Annotated in this window: 18 protein-coding genes and 2 riboswitches; of the genes, 7 read left to right on the forward strand and 11 right to left on the reverse strand. The window is 47.2% G+C overall.

The window, feature by feature from the left end; translation table 11 throughout:
• Position 1: 1 nt before the first annotated feature.
• Entirely contained in the window at positions 2 to 1330 is a 1329-nt protein-coding gene (locus JOE49_RS25475) for an ABC transporter substrate-binding protein (RefSeq protein WP_076295611.1), read from the reverse strand.
• A gap of 284 nt (positions 1331 to 1614) precedes the next feature.
• On the opposite strand from JOE49_RS25475, the gene JOE49_RS25480 reads away from it, so the two are divergent.
• The gene (locus JOE49_RS25480) at positions 1615 to 2655 is read left to right on the forward strand and encodes a LacI family DNA-binding transcriptional regulator (protein ID WP_209943420.1); all 1041 of its coding nucleotides are present in this window, start codon (positions 1615 to 1617) and stop codon (positions 2653 to 2655) included.
• Between the two features lie 85 nt (positions 2656 to 2740).
• On the opposite strand, the gene glpK is transcribed toward JOE49_RS25480, so the two are convergent.
• Entirely contained in the window at positions 2741 to 4234 is a 1494-nt protein-coding gene (glpK, locus tag JOE49_RS25485) for a glycerol kinase GlpK (protein ID WP_209943422.1), read from the reverse strand.
• Between the two features lie 32 nt (positions 4235 to 4266).
• Positions 4267 to 5091 carry an MIP/aquaporin family protein gene (locus JOE49_RS25490; RefSeq protein WP_028541560.1) on the reverse strand — a complete coding sequence of 275 codons (825 nt, stop codon included), beginning with the start codon at positions 5089 to 5091 and terminating at the stop codon, positions 4267 to 4269.
• Between the two features lie 316 nt (positions 5092 to 5407).
• Here JOE49_RS25490 and JOE49_RS25495 point away from each other — a divergent pair, with 316 nt between their 5' ends.
• Positions 5408 to 6886, forward strand: a complete 1479-nt coding sequence (locus JOE49_RS25495) for a PTS transporter subunit EIIC (RefSeq protein ID WP_209943424.1) — start codon at positions 5408 to 5410, stop codon at positions 6884 to 6886.
• Positions 6887 to 7005: 119 nt separating this feature from the next.
• Here JOE49_RS25495 and JOE49_RS25500 read toward each other — a convergent pair whose 3' ends face one another.
• The 7 genes from JOE49_RS25500 to JOE49_RS25530 all read right to left on the reverse strand — a co-directional run bounded on the left by JOE49_RS25500 (position 7006) and on the right by JOE49_RS25530 (position 14149).
• On the reverse strand, positions 7006 to 8145 hold the full coding sequence (locus JOE49_RS25500) for an acyltransferase family protein (protein WP_209943426.1): 1140 nt from the start codon (positions 8143 to 8145) through the stop codon (positions 7006 to 7008).
• Between the two features lie 87 nt (positions 8146 to 8232).
• Positions 8233 to 8853: a malonate decarboxylase holo-ACP synthase gene (locus tag JOE49_RS25505; RefSeq protein WP_209943428.1), complete on the reverse strand. Its 621-nt coding sequence runs from the start codon at positions 8851 to 8853 to the stop codon at positions 8233 to 8235.
• On the reverse strand, positions 8847 to 10520 hold the full coding sequence (gene mdcD, locus JOE49_RS25510) for a biotin-independent malonate decarboxylase subunit beta (protein ID WP_209943430.1): 1674 nt from the start codon (positions 10518 to 10520) through the stop codon (positions 8847 to 8849). Before mdcD ends, JOE49_RS25505 begins: the two co-directional genes overlap by 7 nt.
• Positions 10510 to 10809 carry a malonate decarboxylase subunit delta gene (locus JOE49_RS25515; RefSeq protein WP_209943432.1) on the reverse strand — a complete coding sequence of 100 codons (300 nt, stop codon included), beginning with the start codon at positions 10807 to 10809 and terminating at the stop codon, positions 10510 to 10512. Before JOE49_RS25515 ends, mdcD begins: the two co-directional genes overlap by 11 nt.
• A gap of 28 nt (positions 10810 to 10837) precedes the next feature.
• Positions 10838 to 11662, reverse strand: a complete 825-nt coding sequence (locus tag JOE49_RS25520) for a triphosphoribosyl-dephospho-CoA synthase (protein WP_160789169.1) — start codon at positions 11660 to 11662, stop codon at positions 10838 to 10840.
• 4 nt (positions 11663 to 11666) lie between these two features.
• Complete coding sequence (mdcA, locus tag JOE49_RS25525) at positions 11667 to 13313, reverse strand: malonate decarboxylase subunit alpha (protein ID WP_160789167.1); 1647 nt, start codon at positions 13311 to 13313, stop codon at positions 11667 to 11669.
• A complete protein-coding gene (locus JOE49_RS25530) occupies positions 13310 to 14149 on the reverse strand; it encodes an ACP S-malonyltransferase (RefSeq protein WP_341163277.1) in 840 nt (279 codons plus the stop codon). The genes mdcA and JOE49_RS25530 overlap by 4 nt, the downstream gene beginning before the upstream one ends.
• 198 nt (positions 14150 to 14347) lie before the next feature.
• Between JOE49_RS25530 and JOE49_RS25535 the strand changes: the two genes are divergently transcribed.
• From JOE49_RS25535 to JOE49_RS25555, 5 genes are all read left to right on the forward strand, one after another.
• The gene (locus tag JOE49_RS25535; RefSeq protein ID WP_023989993.1) at positions 14348 to 15220 is read left to right on the forward strand and encodes a LysR family transcriptional regulator; all 873 of its coding nucleotides are present in this window, start codon (positions 14348 to 14350) and stop codon (positions 15218 to 15220) included.
• 229 nt (positions 15221 to 15449) lie between these two features.
• Positions 15450 to 16733, forward strand: a complete 1284-nt coding sequence (locus tag JOE49_RS25540; protein WP_209943436.1) for an ABC transporter substrate-binding protein — start codon at positions 15450 to 15452, stop codon at positions 16731 to 16733.
• Between the two features lie 31 nt (positions 16734 to 16764).
• Entirely contained in the window at positions 16765 to 17640 is an 876-nt protein-coding gene (locus JOE49_RS25545) for a carbohydrate ABC transporter permease (protein ID WP_160789168.1), read from the forward strand.
• Positions 17641 to 17662: 22 nt separating this feature from the next.
• Positions 17663 to 18490, forward strand: coding sequence for a carbohydrate ABC transporter permease (locus JOE49_RS25550; RefSeq protein WP_023989996.1), 828 nt, complete (start codon positions 17663 to 17665; stop codon positions 18488 to 18490).
• Positions 18491 to 18645: 155 nt separating this feature from the next.
• A complete protein-coding gene (locus JOE49_RS25555) occupies positions 18646 to 19818 on the forward strand; it encodes an iron-containing alcohol dehydrogenase (protein ID WP_209943438.1) in 1173 nt (390 codons plus the stop codon).
• Positions 19819 to 19875: 57 nt separating this feature from the next.
• Here JOE49_RS25555 and JOE49_RS25560 read toward each other — a convergent pair whose 3' ends face one another.
• The gene (locus tag JOE49_RS25560) at positions 19876 to 21294 is read right to left on the reverse strand and encodes an alanine/glycine:cation symporter family protein (RefSeq protein WP_023989998.1); all 1419 of its coding nucleotides are present in this window, start codon (positions 21292 to 21294) and stop codon (positions 19876 to 19878) included.
• Positions 21295 to 21448: 154 nt separating this feature from the next.
• Positions 21449 to 21543: riboswitch (glycine riboswitch) on the reverse strand.
• Positions 21544 to 21561: 18 nt separating this feature from the next.
• Positions 21562 to 21638: riboswitch (glycine riboswitch) on the reverse strand.
• Positions 21639 to 21704 lie beyond the last annotated feature (66 nt).

Consider the following 21704-nt stretch of genomic DNA (forward strand, 5'->3'; position numbering starts at 1 on the left):
TTTATTTAGGGGCTGCCGCATCCCAGTCTGCCTGAGATTTCTGGGCAAGCTCCAAAGGCGTCTTTAACGGACCGGCAGGCGCCAAAAATTCTGCATGTACGCTGGCTTCCTTAATGTACTGTCCAACATTCTTACGATTGATAAACAGCTGATCCCAAGAGAGCTTGAAGTTTTCCAGTGAAGGCTGGATTTCATTAACAAAGTCGCTGCTTATCTTCACATCAGACTGTGTTGGCAAAAATCCAGCAGCGTTCACGAAATCGGTATAGTTCTGCTTCTCGGAGAGCATTTCAAGCCATTTGATCGCATAATCCTTGTTTGGCGATTTTTCTAATACCATCCAGGTCATATCGTACTTGCCTGCAAGGTTTTTATTTTTGGCTGGATCGTTACTGCCCGGAATCGGGAAATAACCAAATTTCAGCTCTGGATTGGCTGTCTGGATCGTAGTTGCATCCCACGTACCATCCGCAATCATAGCTACACGCCCTGAAGCAAACAAGCTTGGCAAGGTTCCATAGTCAATCCCCATAAATCCACCAATGGCGTTGTTCATTAAAACTTGTGATTTTTCCAAAACTTCGAGCTGGGCGGGGTCTGTCAGCTTCGTCTTACCTGTCCACAGCCCTTTGATATATTCCAGCTGATCATCATGGATAGAGGCTTGAAGCCCTTGGACAGCAAGGTTAATAGGCCATACATCCTTACCGCCAAAACCAAGCGGTTCTACGCCATTATCCTTGAGCACCTTCATCACATTCACCAGTTCGTCCCATGTCGTTGGCACAGTAAGATTATATTTTTCAAAAATCTCTTTGTTGTAAAACAGACCTGTCAGGGCCACCTTTCCCATGTTTACACCGTATACTTTGTCGTTGTAGGTCATGGCATTTTTGACATCTGTAGGATTATAGTTTTTGATAAAAGCTTGATCCGACAGATCTGCAATGAGTCCTCCCTCAATCCACTGCTTCCACATCGGATCAGCTGCTCCCTTAGACCATTCCTGCGGTGCGCCTACGAAGCTGAATTTCAAAGGAATAATGTCTGCATCACCGGTTGAACCAGCATTCATACGCGTTTGCATCAGTTGATCATAAGTTGAATCAGCAGGAACCGTCGTATACTCCACCTGAACATCGGGATACTTCTCTTCAAACTTTTTATTAAATTCCTTTATATAGTTATTAATATTTTCTTGCTGCCAATGAATAATCTTTAACGTGACCTTTTTATTCCCGTTCTGTCCAGCTTCACCACCTTTGCCGCAAGCAGCCAATACCACTATTAAAGCGGTTACAATAAGTAAAGAAAAACACTTTTTCAGCATTGCAAAATTCCCCCTGTACTCTTAGAATGAATGCATTTACTTTTACGAAAGCGGTTTAGTTAATTACAGCTACTATTATGTATCGGATAGCCTGTATTTGTAAATAGAGATTTGTAAATTATCGAAAAAAACACAAATTATCGTTATTACTCTTTAAAATATTAGGCAACATCCTTTATTCGCACTGTTGACTCACTTCTATGAGGTAGCATAGAATACGAGTAATCATTAAGTTTGAAAAGCAAAGTCAATTTAACTAAATCAGTTTAGTTACGGAGGATTCCATGAATATAAAAACAATAGCTAGCATGGCAGGCGTTTCAGTGGCAACGGTTTCGAAAATCATTAACAATTATACGGACATCAGTGAGGAAACCCGGCAGCGGGTACTTAAAATCATGGAGGAAACAGGCTATAGACCCTCCTCCTCGGCTAAAACGCTTGCTACCAAAAAATCTAATCTGGTAGGCGTTATATTTGCCGGCAAGCTGAATGTTGATTTTAGTCATCCTTTTTTTGTAGATATCATAAATGTCTTCAAAAAACAGATTGGCTTGCTCGGTTACGATCTGCTGTTTTTTTCAAATGAGAAATTTCTGGATAATGGAGAGGACTATTTGGCTCGCTCGAAATATTTTTCAGTGGACGGGTGCATTATTATTGCTGGAGATGAGGTGGAGAAGAGTGTTTTTGATCTCGACGCCAGCCCTATCCCCTGCATCGGTGTCGATATTGAACTAACCGGAGCTAGTTCCTGCTATATCATGTCCGACAATCAGAAGATTTCAATGAAGGTTGTTGAGCACTTTTACATGAATGGATACCGCGAAATGGGTTTTATAGGCATTGAACGCCCCTCTTTGGTTATTAAAGAGAGAGAGGAAGCCTTTATCGCTTCACTAAAACGGTTTAGTCTTGACGTTAGACCTGAATGGGTCGTGTATGGTAAGGACTACGCAGCAGAAGATGGATACCAGATCGCGAAGACGTGGATACAACAAGGAAATTTGCCAAAAGCTATTTTTGCGGCGACCGACTTACTTGCTTTTGGTGCCATACGTGCTTTCAAGGAAAGCGGCTTGAGGGTACCCGAGGATATTGCTGTAGTGGGATGTGATGATATAGAAGCCTGTCGTTATACCGAACCTCCACTGACGACGGTAAAACAAGACAAGCAAAAAATAGGCCGTCTAGCCGCTATGGTGCTGTTTGACCTGATGAATAAACAAATGGATACGAAATGTATTAAAGTAGAGCCGGAACTAGTCATTCGTAGCTCCTGCGGAGCCCGGCAACATTGGAACCATACGAAGGTCAAGAGTTAGCATATGCCTTAAAAAAGATGACTTCTGATAAATTCAGAAGTCATCTTTTTGCAGTTTAATATTCAGAGACCCATCGCTTAATCTATTACTTGTAGGCCATCGTCGCATTCACAGCCTTTTTCCAGCCTTCATACAAGCTTTCACGTGTTGCTTCATCCATATTCGGGGCAAAAGAGGTTTCCACCCTCACCCGCTTGCGAAGTTCATCCGTACTCTTCCAATATCCAATAGCCAAACCTGCCAGACATGCAGCCCCCAGTGCCGTCGTCTCATGGATAACTGGCCGCTCCACTGTTGCATCCAGAATATCGCTCTGGAATTGCATCAGAAAATTGTTCAATACAGCTCCTCCATCCACCCGCAGCAATTTCACTGCAATACCTGAATCAATCTCCATGGCTGTAAGCACATCCTTGGTCTGATAAGCGAGTGACTCCAATGTGGCGCGGATAAAATGCTCCTTCGTGGTCCCGCGTGTCAGGCCGAACATCGCTCCGCGAACATCGCTATCCCAGTAGGGGCTGCCCAGTCCGACAAAAGCGGGTACAAGATACACTCCTTCTGTAGACGAAACACGGGCGGCATAAGGCTCACTGTCCTTCGCTTCACGGAACATGCGCAGCCCGTCTCGCAGCCACTGGATCGCCGACCCCGCTACAAACACACTCCCCTCGAGTGCATATTGTACTTTGCCTTCCTCCAGTCCCCAAGCGATGGTCGTAATCAGGCCGTGCTTGGATTCAACAGGCTGATCCCCCGTATTCATCAGCATGAAGCAGCCTGTGCCGTAAGTATTTTTGATCATCCCCTTTTCGTAACATGCCTGACCAAACAAGGCTGCCTGCTGGTCACCTGCTGCACCGGCAATAGGTACATTCTGACCAAAGAAATGATAATCCACGGTGTGCGCATATACCTCGGAAGAAGGTCTTACCTCAGGTAGCATGATTTTCGGAACACCCAGAATGTCCAGCAGCTCTTCGTCCCACTTTAGTTCATAAATGTTGTACATCAGCGTCCTAGCTGCATTGGAGTAGTCTGTTACATGTGCCGTTCCGCCGGATAATTTCCAGATCAGCCACGAGTCAATCGTACCGAATAACAGGTCACCTCGTTCTGCCTTTTCCCGAGCGCCCTCCACATGGTCCAGTATCCACTTTACTTTAGTGCCTGAAAAATACGGGTCGATCAACAGCCCTGTTTTGCTGTGAAACAGCTCCTCGTGCCCTTGCCGCTTCAATTCTTCACAGATGTCCGAGGTTTGGCGTGATTGCCATACGAGTACGTTATACACAGGCACTCCTGTATTTTTGTCCCACACAGCCACCGATTCTCGCTGATTGGTAATGCCAATGGCAGCCACTTGATTTGCTTTTACACCGGATTCGGAAAGACAGGAGGCAATGACTCCGAGAATAGAGCTCCAGATTTCATTCGCATTCTGCTCCACCCAGCCGGGATGAGGAAAATATTGTGGAAATTCTCGCTGAGCCGAGTACACTACATCTCCTTCGCTATTGAACAAAATCGCTCTTGAGCTTGTCGTTCCCTGATCTAGTGACAAAATATATTTTCCCATTGTTCATCTCTCCCCGTGTAAATCCATCGTTTTTAAGCTGTAAGTTTGTGATCCGTTTTATGATTTTTATAAGTACGACTCATACGGAAGGTAATCAAAAGTACAATCACGATGATCCCTAGTAAAATCCAGAAAGCCGGAGTCACACTCCCCTTAAAAACAGCCTGATAAAATAGCCCTGCGAAAGATCCACCCAACAGCGGCCCTACAATGGGCACCCAGGCATATTTCCAATTGGATGCTCCCTTACCGGGAATCGGTAGTAAATAATGCATCAGACGCGGCCCAAAATCTCTCGCTGGATTGATGGCATAGCCCGTTGTGCCTCCAAAGGATAAACCGATACTGACAACCAAAAAACCCACAATCAGCGGTTTCAAGCCCCCTGTAAATGAATTGGCACCAAATGACTGCAGAGCAAGAACAAAGATGAAAGTACCTATCATTTCACTAAGCACGTTGGCAAACGGATGATCAATAGCCGGTCCTGTCGCAAATACACTGAGTTTGGTTGCTGTGTCCTCCGTCTCTTTCCAGTGAGGCCAATAATGCAAAACGACGATTATCGCACCCGCCATGGCCCCGAGAAGCTGAGCCACAATATAGCCGGGAACGTCCTGCCATGGAAAAATGCCCTGAAATGCCAACGCCAGTGTCACTGCCGGATTCAAATGCGCTCCGCTGATTTCACCCACTGCATACACCCCAATAGCAACCGCGAGCCCCCATCCCATTCCAATTACAATCCAGCCGGAAGCGTGAGCAAATGACTTTTTCAGAGACACCCCTGCGCACACTCCGCCACCTAGGGCAATAAGAATCATTGTCCCTATGAATTCGGCTGCGTATGGCGACATACAACCTACCTCCTCAATAGATCATCCGATTTCGATCGCTTTCATCGCGCAAAAAAAGAAAAGCCATCACAAACCAACCCTGTGCTGTACCATGGGTGTCTGCGTGGCTCTCTTGTCTCCGTCACGATTATTAACTTAAATTTGATACTATATAAGCATGTAAGCGATGTCAACTACGGATTTACGTCTTTTCATAGCTTAAAATAATCGTTGACCATGTTAGTTTCTCCGATTTATGATGTAAAAAAATGGTTTAATGTAAGGGTTTCAGGATGAATACGACACTCCCAAACTCGATGAAGAAGGGAAGAATGTTATGCTGAAATTTCTGCAAAAAATCGGCAAGTCGTTAATGCTTCCAGTAGCCACTCTACCCGCCGCAGGGATTTTACAAGGATTAGCACTGATTAATTATGAAACGGATATACCACTTGGTCCCGGAGTTGGCGGATTTCTGAATCATTATGTCACTCCTTTTCTGAACGAGGGGGCGGGGGCTATCTTCGGTAACCTTGCGCTCATTTTCTCCATCGGTGTTGCCATTGGTCTGGCAGGCGACGCAGTAGCCGCATTATCGGCAGTCATTGCCTATATGGTGCTGACCCGTATTTTGGCGGCAGTGCCGGGTATATTTGCATATATTCCAGACGACGTCAAGCTGGACATGGGCGTATTGGGTGGTATTTTTATCGGTGGATGGTCTGCTTTTCTGTTTAAAAAATATCACAATATTCAACTTCCAGATTGGCTTGGCTTCTTCTCAGGCAAACGCTTTGTCCCCATGATCACCGCCTTCACGACCATGATTCTGGCCATTCTGCTCGGTATGATCTGGAGTCCGATACAAGATGGGATTGCAGTCTTCGGCAACTGGATTGTCGGCTTTGGCGGAATCGGATCAATGATATTCATGATTGCCAATCGGCTGCTGATCCCACTCGGTTTGCATCATGTGTTGAACTCGATCGCATGGTTTCAAATTGGTGACTACACCAATGCTGCCGGTGAGGTCGTTCATGGTGACCTGACGCGTTTTTTCGCAGGCGATACATCGGCGGGTATATTCATGTCCGGCTTCTTCCCCATTATGATGTTCGCTCTGCCGGCAGCGGCCCTCGCATTCATTCATACAGCCAAACCGGAAAAACGTAAAGCAATCGCTTCCATCTTCATCGGTTCTGCGGTGGCATCATTCCTGACTGGAATTACCGAACCCCTCGAATTTTCATTTATGTTCATTGCACCATTGCTTTACGGCGTTCATGCTCTGCTGACAGGTCTGAGTGGCCTAGTCGTGTATCTCCTGGATGTCAAACTCGGTTTTTCTTTTTCAGCAGGACTCATTGACTATCTGGTCAATATGAAGCTCTCCACCCACCCATTGCGAATGATCCCAGTCGGGCTTGCCTTTGCCGGCGTGTATTACTTCCTGTTCCGATTTATCATTCTCAAATTCAACCTAAAAACTCCTGGGCGTGAAGATGATGTAGAAGACAGTCTCCTGTCTGAGGTTAACGAAACTATACCCGATGGAAAGGCAAGCACCACATCCGATACTCAGTCCAGTCAGGCAGGCAAGGTACTAACCTACCTCGGCGGTTCAGACAATATCCAAAGCATTGATGCCTGCATCACGCGGCTGCGTCTTGTCGTCAAAGACGACAAAGCGGTTAACGATCAAGCTCTCAAGCAGCTCGGAGCGTCGGGAATCATCAGGCTTGGTAATGGTACCCTGCAGGTTATTTTCGGGACTCGGTCCGAAATTCTGAAAGATGAAATACAGCGGCTGATGTAAGTAAAAGGGTATCTCTTCAATCATCGAGATACCCTTTTGGGTTGCCGTCAATCTGCCAATAACTTAGGTACACCTAAATTATAGTATAATATATACGTTGTTACATGTACTATTTTCTTTTAGGTACTTATCTTAGATTGGTGCTGTGCGCTCTTTTTTTGTTTCAACAATAACCATTCACGACATACCTTTACCTTTATCTGCGCAAAGGCATAGACGACGCCGAAGGAGCAGGCCACAGTCGTCAGATAAACCAAAAGCAACGCTACAAATAAAGGAAGCTGACTTACCAAGTCACCGACCAAGCGCAGCACGATGACCAGAATGAATACGTTCGCTGTAAAGGCCCTGTACGCATAAGTAGAGAACCATTTGTAATAGGGAAGTGAACGGGAATTTACGCTGATCAAATGTCTTGCCAGCATGTAAATCAGGAAAATCACTACCAAACTGTACAAGGTCATGGACGGCTTCAGATAAATCAGATTGCCAAATGACATATGCTTGAATCCAAAGCTGAAAAATTCGCGATTTATCCAAATGAGAATAAGTAGCATCACCGGAATGAGTATGAACTGAATCCGTCGAAGCACCCCGTCAAATTTTCCCTTGAACACCCAAGCGATTCCGCCTAGTAGAGCATATATAAAATAGCTGACGAAAAAGCGGTCAAGGTATAGCAAACTGGACGCATAAGCTCCATGGAATACATAGGTATAATACATCCATACCCAGGCGCCGAAGATTATAAAGCTCACAATAAGCAACGGAATGACCCGTAAAGGCTTAGCCAGGTACTTATAGCAGACGAAAATAATGACTGGCATCAGTAATTGAAATTGCAGCATCATCACTGTGTACCAATATTGCGGTGATGAATTACCGAGCACATAAGACTCAATGAGCGTCCAAAACGAAGTAACGTGTTGATTAACCTGTATGTGCGGGAAGAAGAGCAAGCTGGCTGACGCCCACAGAAAATAAGGAATCACGAGCTCGCTGAATTTTTCCTTGTAAAAATGTGATACCCTGGTATGCTGATTATTCATCACCATTCCATACACGATGGCAAAAATAAAGACTGGCGCGGTATATTTCACTAAATTATAAATAACGCCTAGTAAGGCCAGATCCGCGTTATTATGGGCATACTTCAGTAACATGCCCAGAACGCTTTGCAGGATCGCTCCGCTGACGGCAAACACCTTTAAAATGTCGCTTTCATTAATATTAACTTTTGGGCCGGTAGTGTTTTCCATAATACGCACTTCCCCTTTGAGAGCTTATGTTGGCTTACGTCAAATGGTCGTGCATTCCTCCCTTTTGCCGTTGGTATAGTACATCCATCATTGCCAAGGATTGCAGACGAGCTTCGGACCTGAAGAAGTTCGCAGCACCACGGTGCTGGTCCGTCTCTCAAGGATTTCGCGCAGGACGTAGGCGCCGCCCTTCACCTCCAATTGAATATCGATTCGAACATCCAACTGCTCCAGCTTGCGCAAGAGGCCTTCAGCTGTAGAATAATCAATAGTCTCAGAACCATCTATTACGAGATCAAGATCACTGGTTGCCTTCACAGCGGGGTATCCTGTCGCTATTTCGAATCCCGCACTTCCCGCTGGCCCCCAGCGCCAATCCGCCATCATTTCTGCTAACAAGTCCATCAACTGAAGAACAGGCTGCTGCCGTCTCTCTGTAGGCAAGGAGTTCCACATCTGACGTTTCACTATCGCATAGGGAGACACGAGCTGGGACACCCCCTTCGGGTCCAGGAATGCAGCTTCCCGTTGATTTCGCTCCTGTCCACGTACTCCGACGGGAATACAACCATCCGCCGACGGATCGGCTCGACGAACGACCACAAAGGGGGTCCGCCTCAGCGAGGCGGTTACCCACTCCTTGTCTTCATATAAGGAGAGATATTTCAAATTGGACACTTCAATCAGATCATGTGGATGGATTACCATTGCTCCAAAAGCGCATCTCGAACGCCACGGGTTGCAGTCCGCCCGCCCGCCATAGCTTCCTTGGTCTGCAATCGGAAGCTAAGGTCGCGGGGCGCTCCTTTTGTACTCTCGATTGCCTCGGAAACGGTCTTTTCCACGATGGCTACATCACTACTCTGTGGATCGTCTGCATGGATACCGCTCAGCATCTGATATAATGCCCCCAGAGTACTGTAGCTACGAACATCGTAGGCCATAGCTGGAACTTTCTTGGTAGCTTCTTCAAGCTCGGCAATCGTCCGCTTGGTAATCCGAGCAGCAGAAGCCTTGGACATGGCCTGAATATTGACCTTGCTGTCATCCAGTGCGATCAAACGATTCGATTGCAGCCCATGCGCGAGGAAGCCCCCGGAAATCGCGTTACCGACAATCACACCGATAACTGGATGGCCTTCTAATCTAGCGGTTGCGTAAGCATCTGCACTTGCAGCCAGGGCAAGACTGATACCGACCATTTCTTCCTTATAGCCATAGGCTTGACTGGGTACATCAATGATGGCAATGATCGGACGTTTGGTTTCTTTTTTCTCATCTTGACGGATTGCGTCCCTGATGATTTGAGCCACCGTCCAGCCTTCAAGCATACCAACCTCACCGTTTCTGACACGCGGGAATCGGTTGGAGGCATTCGGAACAATGGCGATATATCTGCACAGTTGTCCGTGCTTATCCACGTCTGCCGCAAGCACTGAAGGAACATCGCTGATTGGGTGAGCAATGTCCGTCAAGCGGGAGAACCAGCGATAACCTCTACTATCCGACATGTCGGCCGCACCCTCTTTTGCCAGCGGGACAGGCTGCTGCACAGGCTGTATCTGCGTGTAAAATTCGCGATAGCGCTCAGGTGTCCAAGCTTCTGTAGGATCAAGAGTGTTTAACAGGGTCAGATAGAAATCGATTTGCTCTGTTTTAGCAGGCTTCGCCGGTGCCTTGAGCGCAGTATCAATCGCTTCGACAACTGCATCCGTCGTGTCTTCCACCATTTCGTCAATCAATCCGGTTTGGAAGCGCTGGTTAGCTCCGATTGTGTTCCAAATCAAGGCTTTGTCGCTTGCATCGAACTCCATGACCCCTGCTTCCTGCTCTATGACCTCCGGCCCGTTCAGACCGAGGCGCGCTTTCTTCGTAGCAATCAGAGTGGTAAACAATTCTGCTGTAATGGACATTCCCCCAAATGCCCCTACGCGGCCCGGGATCAATCCGATAACAGAAACGTATTTACGCAGGGCAACGATCTGGGTGGCAACCTCCGAAATCGACAACAACCCATAGTTCGCTTCCTGTAGCCGAACCCCTCCTGTATCGAAGATCATGACGGGATATAGTTTGTTCCCTCTCTTATTCTCTTCCAGTGCCAGTTCGAGCGCTCCGGAAATTTTGGCCCCGCTGACTTCTCCAATCCCCCCTCCTTGAAAAGCGCCTTCCATCGAAATGATCAAGACCTTCTGTTTGTGTATTTCGCCAAGAGCCAGAATGATCCCGTCATCGCTCTGAGGAACAATGCCTTGCGGCTCTAGGTGAGGGGATTGGATTTTGTCCAACGGCCCAAGTATCTCACGGAAAGTCCCTTCGTCCAGCAGCGCTTTGGCTCTCTCGCGTCCATTCAGCTCCACAAAACTATTCTGCATAATCCAGCACCTCCAGCATTTGCGTAAATCTAAGCATTACTACACCCGGAGTAGCTCCGAAGTCATGAACTGTAATATTAGCAGTAATTGAATAACGGTTAAAAAAACGGGTCAGAACATTCTCCCATACTTGTCCAAATCCTTCACTGCCTGTTAAAATGCTGACGTTGGTGGTCTGGCCTTTTACAGGCTCTACAATAATCTCCAAATCTCCCGAACCGACAACACCTATATGTGCCGGCTTACAGATGGGCTTCGTAGTCTGGTATTGAAACTGTAATTTTTCCATCCTTCAGAAACACCTCCAATTAAAAGTATCAATCGATAAGAAATAATGTGGCAGCTAGCAGGTCGGCACTGCCTCCGGGCGAGAGTTGTCTAACATTGCAATACTCGGACAAGCGGTAGAGCAGCTTTCTGCCAGACTGGGTTCTTAATCCGTCTGCTGCAAGGAACGCTGCGGACATTCTCTGAATCGCCATCAGATCCGTCAACTGACCGCGGTGCAGGATGCAGGTATCATCCACACTTGCCATCAAGGCCAATAAAGCTTCTATGCGTGCTTCCACCTCTGTCTTCCCACAAGCCCTGGCGCGCAGCAAAGCAGGCAAAGCTTCGTCCCGGATGTGTGGAAAGCCTAGCTTCGCTTCTTCCTCTGCCCCTACTACCGCGTATCTCTTCTTAACCGATTGTCCATTCGTCTGCTGCACCGGGCGATACCGGTCATGGAACGATGCGATTCTTCCTGCAATACTCATAATCTGATGTGGATCCCGTTCCCTTGGAAAGGCTGCCCGTGCACTGGTTAAAAGGCCAAGGGCCCAAATGGCACCCTTATGTGTATTGATACCGTTCGTTGCACTGAGCATCACCTTCTCGCCTTCCCGCCCGATTAGAGCTATCTTTTCGCGCAAAGTCTGGTCCACCGGGTGAAGGTATGACACAATGGCTATTTCCCGAAACGTATTCTCCAATACTCTCGCGGATGCAAGCATTAGCTCGATGGACATATCTGTATGAGAGCCATTGTCTCTGGCATCGACAAGTCCAGGCTTGGGCGTAAGAAGAGCCTCTTCCATCAGTGCCTTTACAGCTTTGGCAGCCAGAGAAGCCGCGAAAGCTGTATGCTTCATCGTGAGCATGGCTTTAAGACCAGCTCCGGAATTTAGCCGGCGGATCATACAATCCGTCTGACCAATCTACGAGATCGTTAATCGTCTGTGCTGCCAGCATCGAGCGCTTGGCTTGTCTGCGCATGATCCCAAGATCCTCCGGATAGGCCACGATCCCTCTGTCACGCAGCAGGCTTACATCGCTCTCATTGCTTTCCATCCCTAAAGGCGTTACGCCTCCGATTGCCGCGAGCGCCTTCTTTCTCTCCTCTATGCTGTCCGTCTTGTAGAGGTATGCAATGCCTTCCTCGGTAAGGACGTGGGTGACATCATCCCCGTAAATCATGACTGGCGTAATGGCAAGACCAGATTCATCCTTCACCTTGATGGCATCTAGCGAATCTACAAATACTGGCTTTTTGTTGGCACCGTATGTTTCAACCATCTGCACGACCAATTTCCGGCCTTTGGAGAGTTCCGTCGGGCGCTCGATCATGTCAAGCCAGGCAGGAGTCGCATGTCGCCGCCCCCGAGGATCATGCCCCATATTCGGCGCTCCTCCAAAACCGGACAATCTGCCGGAAGTAACGGTAGACGAATTACCTGCACAGTCCATTTGTAGCGTTGATCCGATAAACATATCTACAGCGAACTGGCCTGCAACCTGACACATCGCGCGGTTGGAGCGCATAGATCCGTCCTTGCCGACGAAGAACACATCTGAACGAGCCGCAATGTATTTCTCCATACCGACCTCGCCTCCAAAGCTGTGAATGCTTTCGACCCAACCCGATTCAATCGCCGGAATCAAAGTTGGATGCGGATTCAGGGCCCAGTGCTTGGCAATCTTCCCTTTCAGGCCAAGCTGTTCACCATAGGTCGGCAGCAAAAGCTCAATCGCTGCAGTATTAAAGCCAATGCCGTGATTAAGCGACTGCACCTGATGTTTTCCATAAATACCCTTGATCGCCATCATGCCCATCAGGATTTGCAGTTCAGTAATATTCTGCGGATCACGGGTGAACAGTGCTTCCAGTGCGTACGGTTTGTCGGCTTGTACAATGACGTCGACCCAGGAGGCTGGAATATCGGTTCTCGGCAGCTCGTCCACGATTTCGTTGACCTGCACGATCACGATCCCATCCTTGAAAGCGGCCGCTTCCACGATCGTCGGAGTTTCTTCTGTATTGTTTCCGGTATACAGATTGCCCTCGCGATCTGATTTGTCTGCCGCTACCAGCACCACATCTGGAATAAGGTCAATGAAGAGACGTCCGAACAATTCCAAATACGTATGGATGTCACCGAGCTTAAGTATCCCGTCATCAATCATTTGCGCAACACGCAGGCTTTGGGAGCCACTGTAGGAGAAGTCCAGCTTCCCAGCGATGCCCTTCTCGAAAATATCCAAATGTTCGGGTCTTGAAATGCTGGACATAATCATATGCAAATCATGCACTTTGCCAGGATCGACTTCCAGCAGCTTCTGGGAAAGGAAAGACGCTTGCTTCTGGTTATCTCCTTCCAGGACGACCTTCGCGCCTGGATCAATTAGCGCCTCCATCAGGTCGACAATTCGGGAGGAGTCGATGTATTTTCCGTCGAGCCACTTTTCCACCTTTCCTAACTTTTCCTGCTTTTTATCACGTTTTTGTGACCAGGATCGCAGTACTTTATTCATTCTTCTTGCTCCTTCCATTTTCTAATCAGATACTGAGTCGCTTCCAGACCGATTTCGTCCACGGCCATTTGCCGGGTACTCTTGTGGGCTTGCTTAACAAGTCTGGAAAGAGTATGGCCCGGCGGCATTTCGATGAAACAGTCAGCTCCCGATTCGACGCAGACAGCCGCCATATCCATCCACTGGACGGGATTTGCTACGTTTAGGGCAAGGTCCTCCGCAATTTTTTCCTTGGCTTTCGTCTTTCTGCCCGTATGATTCACCAAATATGGTATTTGAGCGTCCCGCAAAGAAAAAGTGTGTATTTTCAGCAATAGCTTATTGGCTACCTCTGACATCAGCGGGGAGTGTGAAGGAATCGGAACCTTCAGAAGCGCCGTTTTAGCGCTCCCAAGCTCTTTCACTTGCATAAATGCTTTATTTAACCCTACCAATGATCCGGATACGACGATTTGTTGCTCTGAGTTTATATTCGAGAGATAGACTGGCGTCGCCTCACTATGGGAGAGAAGCACGGCTTGTTGAACCTCTGCCTTCGTAAGCCCCATAATCACACCCATTCCATAGCCTTCAGGGAAGGCTTCTTCCATCAACCTGGCACGGAGCCATACGATCCGAAGCGCATCCTCGAACGAAAGAACTCCCGCGATGACCGCCGCAGGAAATGCACCAATGGAGTGCCCTGCCACGAATTGGGGCCGGATACCCTGCTCGATCAACCGATAGGCTATTGCCGTCTCCTTAACGAAGAGTGCCGTCTGAATCCAGACCGTTGAGCCCATAGCCTTCTCATCATCACGCAGTTCATTTCCGATGATACTTGTTGCCTTTTTCACATACTCGGGCACATCTTGGAGCATTCCAGGAACCTGTGACCCCTGGCCGGGAAATGTAAAAACGATGTTCAGAATCTCACCACCTTTAGCGGATTCAATTTCTTACATTGTCAATTGTAATAAGTGAGCAAATACCTGTAAAATATATATATTCACATATAATCGATAACCTAATGGTTATAAAGGAGCTACTCCATAATGGATTATTTGCAGCTTAAGTATTTTCAAGTGACCTCGAAGTATGAGCATGTCACACGTGCCGCGAACGAGTTGTTTATCTCACAGCCTGCCTTAAGTAAAATGATTAGAAACCTGGAGACGGAATTGGGTGTGCAGCTATTTGACCGCGAAGGAAAACATATCGTGCTGAATGAATATGGCAAGAAGTTCCTGAAAAGAGTGAACCAGTCGCTATCAGCACTAGAGCAAGGCGTATCCGAAGTCAAAGAAATGAAGAACGAAAAGGTAGAGGTCATCACGTTATACGTCGCTGTCGGCTCTATGCTATTGCCCAACCTTGTCGGCAAGTTTCGCGATCTCTATCCTCAAATTAGATTCAACCTGACCCAGCACCCTGCGAAGATGAAGAAAGGACCGGCGTACGATTTTGCGATTACGTCCGAAGAGTTGGCGGACAACGAGCATGCGATCCTGCTGGAGGAGGAAATTTTGCTTGGCGTACCAAAATCTCACCCTCTGAGCGTTCAGGACACCGTATTCCTGAAAGATCTAGAGCATGAGAAGTTTATCAGCCTTACACCTGGTAATTCGCTTAGGAAAACAACGGACCTCTTTTTTACTCACATCCCTTTTGAACCCAACATCGTCTTTGAAAGTGATGATCCGGCTACGGTAAGAGGGTTGATTCAAACAGGACTTGGCATCTCCTTTATTCCTTCTATCCTGTGGAGGAACGTCGTAACCGAAGACATTAAGCTGCTTCAAATCAGGGAGCCTCGATGTACGCGAACAATCTATCTGTCCTTTCCTACTGGGGAACTGCACACCGATATAGAGAAATCGTTCTTCGAATTCATCATTAGATTTTTCCAAGATATTGCTCAGCATTGACGATTTAGATACCTTTTGACATAATATCTGCCTTATTGTTTTATCATTCTTCGGATTAGTAAGATCAATATCTTTAGAGTATTTAATTTCTATACATGCTTTGTTTCAATTTTTTTGTTTTTGGTTAAGTCAATGCACATAAATGGGTAACAGCTTCATATGATGGAGCTAAACCATTTACAACTTGTTTAGCAGGCAGATTATCTCAGACAGCAAGGAGGGAAATGATGTGAAAACAGTACAATGGCTGGTATTATGTCTTGCTTTTCTCACGATGTTCAGTGCTTGTAGTGGACCCTCGTTCTCTGAAAGTCAATCATCTGAAACTAATTTGTCAAACGGAAAAAAGATAACGCTTACATTGTGGTACTGGAACCGTTCCATTGACGATGAACTACTCGCCCAGGCGGAAAAACAATTTCCCAACATTGAATTAAAAACTCAAAAAATAGGCGGTGACTTCAAAGCCAAACTGAAGACAACGCTCGCAGCTCGTTCCGGTGAACCAGACATCGTAGCTCTGAACGATTGGATGGTGGAGCTGTTCCCCAGTGCGGATCGTTTTTATGACTTAAGGGAACTCGGAGCAGACCGCTTGAAGGATCAATATTTGGAATGGAAATGGAATCAAGGGATCACTCCTGATGGTAAAATGATTGCATTTCCCATGGATACTGGGCCTACCGCCCTCTTCTACCGAAGTGATCTGTTTGAACAAGCAGGCTTGCCTAGTGATCCTGAAAAGGTTAGTGCCTCCATTCGCACATGGGATGATTACATGGCGGCCGGAGAACAACTTCGCCAGAAATTCGGAAGCCGTTCATTTTTGGCTGACAATATTGTAAACGTTTACAATCAGGTACTCGCTCAGCATACAAACCTTTACTTCAAGCCAGATGGCAGCTATATCGGCAATCAATCCCCTGACATCCGTCTGGGCTGGAAAACCGCTGTCGATTTCCACAAGAAGCATCTGCTCGCCAATGCGGATGGCTGGACTCCCGAATGGAACGCTTCAGTCAATAACGGCAAAATCGCCTCTTTTGTAGGGGCTATCTGGATGAAGCAAGTTCTCACAGAGGCCGCGCCGGATACAGCGGGCAAATGGAGAGTCGCCCGTGCTCCTGGAGGAGACGGCAACCTGGGTGGTTCTTTCATTTCTATCCTCAAATCCAGCAAACATCCCAAAGAAGCCTTTGAAGTGCTGACCTGGCTGCAAAACCCGGAACACCAACTGGAAGCCTACCACAAAATCGGACTGTTCCCGTCCACTCCCGGCGTCTATAACGATCCTATCATGGGGACACCCGAGCCTTTCTTTGGTGGTCAGGCCACCGGACTCATCTTTGCCACCTCCGCACGTCATGTGAAAAGCAGCTATTTCGGCGAGCGCTATCCTGTCATCCACGGCATTGTGACCCGTCGTCTTGCTAATGTCGCCAAGCAGGATGCCAATTCCGATGCATTATGGACGGAAACAATGGATCGAATCGAACGGGAATTACAGCGGTAAAAACAAAATTCAAAAAAGGCGTGTGGACATTATGCTGAGAGAAATCTGGAAGCACCGTGCCGTTTATGCTGCGATCTCGCCGTTTTATCTACTGTTTGGCATCTTTGGACTGTTTCCGATTGGTTTTTCATTATATCTAGCGTTTCACAAATGGGACGGGATCGGAGACATGACCTACAACGGCTTGGGCAATTTTCGCTACCTTGTGACAGACAATGAATTTTGGCAGGCTGTAGGCAATACGTTTGTGATTTGGGTGTACGCCACGATTCCAATGCTATTCTTCGCACTGATTATTGCCTTTCTGCTTTATGCCCCTTTTGTGAAAATGCGCACCTTATGGCGAGTTGGATTCTTCCTGCCCAATGTGACGTCTATTGTGGCTGTTGCCATCATATTTGGTGCCTTATTTGCCAACAATTTTGGATTTCTCAACTACCTTCTGCAACTCTTGGGACTACCCATGGTTCAATGGTTGAATGTGCCATGGGGTATCCAAATTGCCATTTCTTCTATGGTCGTATGGAGATGGATGGGCTATAACGCAATCATCTATTTGGCCGGACTCCAGAGTATTCCGCATGTGCTGTATGAGGCCGCCAAAATAGACGGGGCAACCGGAGCGCAAGCTTTTTTCCGCATCACTATCCCCATGCTACGCCCAGTCATTCTGTTTACGGTGATTACGTCCACCATCGGCGGTATGCAGCTCTTCACCGAGCCACAGGTCCTTGTCGGTAATGACGGCGGTTCCGGGGCAAGTGGCATGACCATCGTTTTATACCTGTATCGCGAGTCGTTCATTAACAACTATTTTGGATATGGTGCAGCCGTCGGATGGGGCATGTTCCTCATCATTGCTCTATTCTCCATCATAAACTGGAAACTCGTTCAAGGTAAAAAATAACGATGGGAAGGAGCTTCACAACATGATGCAGACACGCGCAAAATCCTTTGTTTTATATGCCGGATTGTTGGTGGGAATCATTCTGTCGATGTTTCCATTTTACTGGCTGATCGTCATGGCAACCCGTACAACCTCAGACATCTATCGTTTTCCACCACAATTGTGGTTTGGCAGCCACTTCTTGGATAACATAACGAGAGTATTACAACAGATTAATTTTGCCGGAGCCTTTTTTAATACCCTTTTTGTAGCCGGTTCTGTTACCCTATTGGTTCTGTTTTTCGATTCACTAGCAGGTTTTGCATTCGCCAAGTTTGATTTTCCGGGCAAAAAAGTGCTATTTATCGTTCTGCTAGCTACGATGATGGTCCCTTCACAACTTTCGCTTGTCCCCTCCTTTGTCATGATGGCCTCCTTTGGATGGGTAGGTACGTTCAAAGCGCTTATCATCCCGGGGATGGTAAATGCCTTCGGCATTTTCTGGATTCGTCAATATGCGGAAGAATCCATTCCAAAGGAACTGCTGGATGCGGGCCGGATGGACGGATGCAGCTTTTTTCGACTGTACTTGAATGTAGCACTGCCTATTCTACGTCCTGCGTTCGCTTTTCTCGGCGCATTTACCTTTATAGGAGCCTGGAATGATTATTTATGGCCGCTAATCGTCTTAACGGATGAACGTAAATTCACGCTCCAGATTGCACTGTCACAATTGAACGGGATTTACAATACGGATTATGCGATGGTCATTGCGGGCACCCTGCTGGCTGTACTGCCACTTATTATTTTATTTCTTTTCATTAGCCGCCAGTTTATTTCCGATCTTGCCGCCGGAGCGGTCAAAGATTAGATTTACTTGAATTCCCTTATTCATTTCATGTATAATAGCTAATCGTCATTTCAAATAGCTTACATGATGAAGTTAGGTATCCAACAGGCAATCAGGTTAAGCGATTTACGATTTGAACATGAACTATGAACTATGAACTGAGGGAAGCTTACCAGATGAACAAATTCACATATTATAACCCCACCAAATTAATTTTTGGAGACAATCAAATTGAAGAACTCCAGCAGGAGCTGCTGAATTACGGCAAAAACATTTTGCTGGTATATGGAGGCGGAAGTGTCAAACGAAATGGTCTGTATGACCAGGTATTAAACGCGTTAGAGCCGCTACATCTCAACATTCATGAATTGTCCGGCGTAGAACCGAATCCGCGCTTGTCCACCGTTAAGAAGGGTATCGACATTTGCCGAAATGAAAAAATCGACTTCTTACTTGCTGTAGGCGGTGGAAGCGTTATTGATTGCACCAAAGCCATCGCAGCAGGGGCTGAATATGACGGCGACGTGTGGGATATTATCAACAAAAAGCACATGCCAACCCAGGCTCTGCCATTCGGCACCATCCTCACACTCGCCGCCACCGGTTCAGAAATGAATCCTGATTCTGTTATCACCAACTGGGAAACGAACGAAAAATACGTATGGGGCAGCGCGGTAACGCATCCGAAATTCTCGATTCTGGACCCAAAAAACACCTTCTCTGTGCCACGTGATCAGACGGTATATGGCATGGTGGATATGATGAGCCATGTGTTTGAACAATATTTTCACAATGTTAAAAATACACCGTTGCAAGATCGTATGTGCTTTTCCGTGCTGCAAACCGTGATCGAAACTGCACCTAAACTGCTGGAGGATTTGCACAACTACGAGCATCGTGAAACGATTTTATATGCCGGAACGATTGCCCTTAACGGAACACTGCAAATGGGCTACTTCGGGGACTGGGCTTCGCATACGATTGAACATGCATTATCCGCTGTATATGATATTCCTCATGCTGGCGGTCTGGCGATCCTCTTCCCCAACTGGATGAGACATACGGTGGAACAGGATGCTGCACGCATGAAGCGGCTGATGCTCAGCATGTTTGATTTAGATACCACTGGTAAAACGGATAAGGAAATTGCTTTGGAGGGGATTGATCGCCTGAGTGCATTCTGGACAAGTCTCGGTGCCCCTTCCACCCTGGCCGATTACAATATTAATGATGAGCAATTGGAAAAAGTCGCAAACATTGCAGCCCGTGAAATGGAATACGGAGGCTTCGGTAATTATAAAAAGCTGAATCAAGAAGATATTTCAGCTATTTTGCACGCATCGTTATAACATTCAAAAGGGAGTGTCCTCAAGCCTGTGATGACTGAGGGCACTCCCTTTTGGAATTTATGAATTAACCGTTTGTCCTTTTTCTTCTACTTGGATAGCTGCCCCTACACTGGCACCTGCAAGAATGCCCTTTTTCTTACTAGAATTCAGAGAATCCATATAGGTTCGGGTTTCTGCGACTACAATTCCTGATAAGCCGAGCAGGGCAATCAGGTTCGGGAAAGCCATCATTGCGTTAAAGATATCTGCCAGCAGCCAAATCGCATCCAGTTTAATGAACGCGCCCCCGGCAACCAGTAGGATGAACAGATAACGGTATGGCTTAATCCACTTGACCCCAAGCAAATATTCAACACAGCGTTCCCCGTAATAGTTCCAGCCGAGCATGGTGGTGAACGCGAACATAATCAGAATGATTGTGAGCAGTTCTGCCCCCAGCGGGAATGCGCTGGAAAATGCTTGCTGAGTCATCAGGCCCGCATCGGTAGGCCCGCTCCACACACCACTAACCAGTAGCGTCAACCCGGTCATCACACAAATAACCATCGTATCAATAAACACGCCTGTCATGGAAATTAGCCCTTGCTCCGCAGGCCATTTGGTTTTGGCAGCTGCAGCTGCAATCGGTGCGCTTCCCAATCCGGCCTCATTGGCAAAAATACCTCTGGCTACCCCACTTCGCATCGCCAGCATAATCGTAGCTCCGGCAAATCCGCCCGTTGCAGATGTAGTTGAAAATGCCGAATGGAGCACCAGCGCAATTGCGGCAGGAAGTTGGTCAGCAAACCGAATCAGTACGATGAGACAGATCAGTACGTACAAGCCTGTTTTAAAAGGAACGACCTTCGTCGATACCTTGGCAATGCTTTTGAGTCCTCCAATAGTAACCAGTCCTGTAAGGATAGCAATAATCAGGGCCGTTACAATGGGCGGAACGCCGAAACTGTTTTCAGTCGAAGATACAATCGCTTTGACCTGCGGAAACGTTCCAATCCCGAACAACGCTACCAGCATGCCCGAAAAAGCAAACAGCATCGCCAGCGGTTTAAAACGGCGTCCCAGACCTTTCTCAATATAATACATCGGGCCGCCGGAAAATTGCCCATTCCGGTCCTTCACCCGGTATTTTACCGCAAGTACACCTTCCGCATATTTCGTCGCCATCCCAAAAAAGGCTGCAACGACCATCCAGAACAAGGCACCCGGCCCGCCCAGCTTAATGGCTGTCGCTACGCCGACAATACTTCCTGTGCCAACTGTAGCCGCCAACGCTGTACTCAAAGCCGCAAAACTACTTACATCCCCGCTACCTTCATTCGGGGCCTTACCGATCAGCTTGATCGCCAGGGGCAGGCGGAATACCTGCAGCATCTTCAAACGTATGGTCAGCCACAACCCCGTTCCCATGACAAGAATGATGAGAGGCGCCCCCCATATCCAACTGCTAATCGCTTCTAACACATGTACCAAATTCATTTCAACCCGCTCCTCCAGCATATTAGAAAACAAAAAAGAGTCAAATCCGCTGATTCGACTCCTGGAGAGGTTAAAGGCACGAAAAAATACAACCATCTTGCGCAGGTTTCTGCCTCTAATATAAAAAAGCCTAGGGCATTCCCTGTCACAGGTTATTCGCGTCTCTGTCCTTTTGCCTGAGAGTTTAAGCAGATGTTCTCTGCGGTGCACCTTCGGCGCCCAATTAAGGGTCTCTCCAGAGTTCTGTCCGTTTACGGTCCCCGCTTGTTGCTGTAATCAGCCTAAGCACCTGAGAGTTTTGCCCCTTCGGTCGGAACCTTCGTTCCATCTCCCGCAAACATCAACCAGACATATGAAATTTTTATTCATTATACAGAAAACTTTCAGCTTATTACAAGTGAAAAGTTTGT

Origin of the sequence: Paenibacillus sp. PvR133 (assembly GCF_017833155.1) — a bacterium.
GTDB classification, from domain to species: Bacteria; Bacillota; Bacilli; order Paenibacillales; family Paenibacillaceae; genus Paenibacillus; species Paenibacillus polymyxa_B.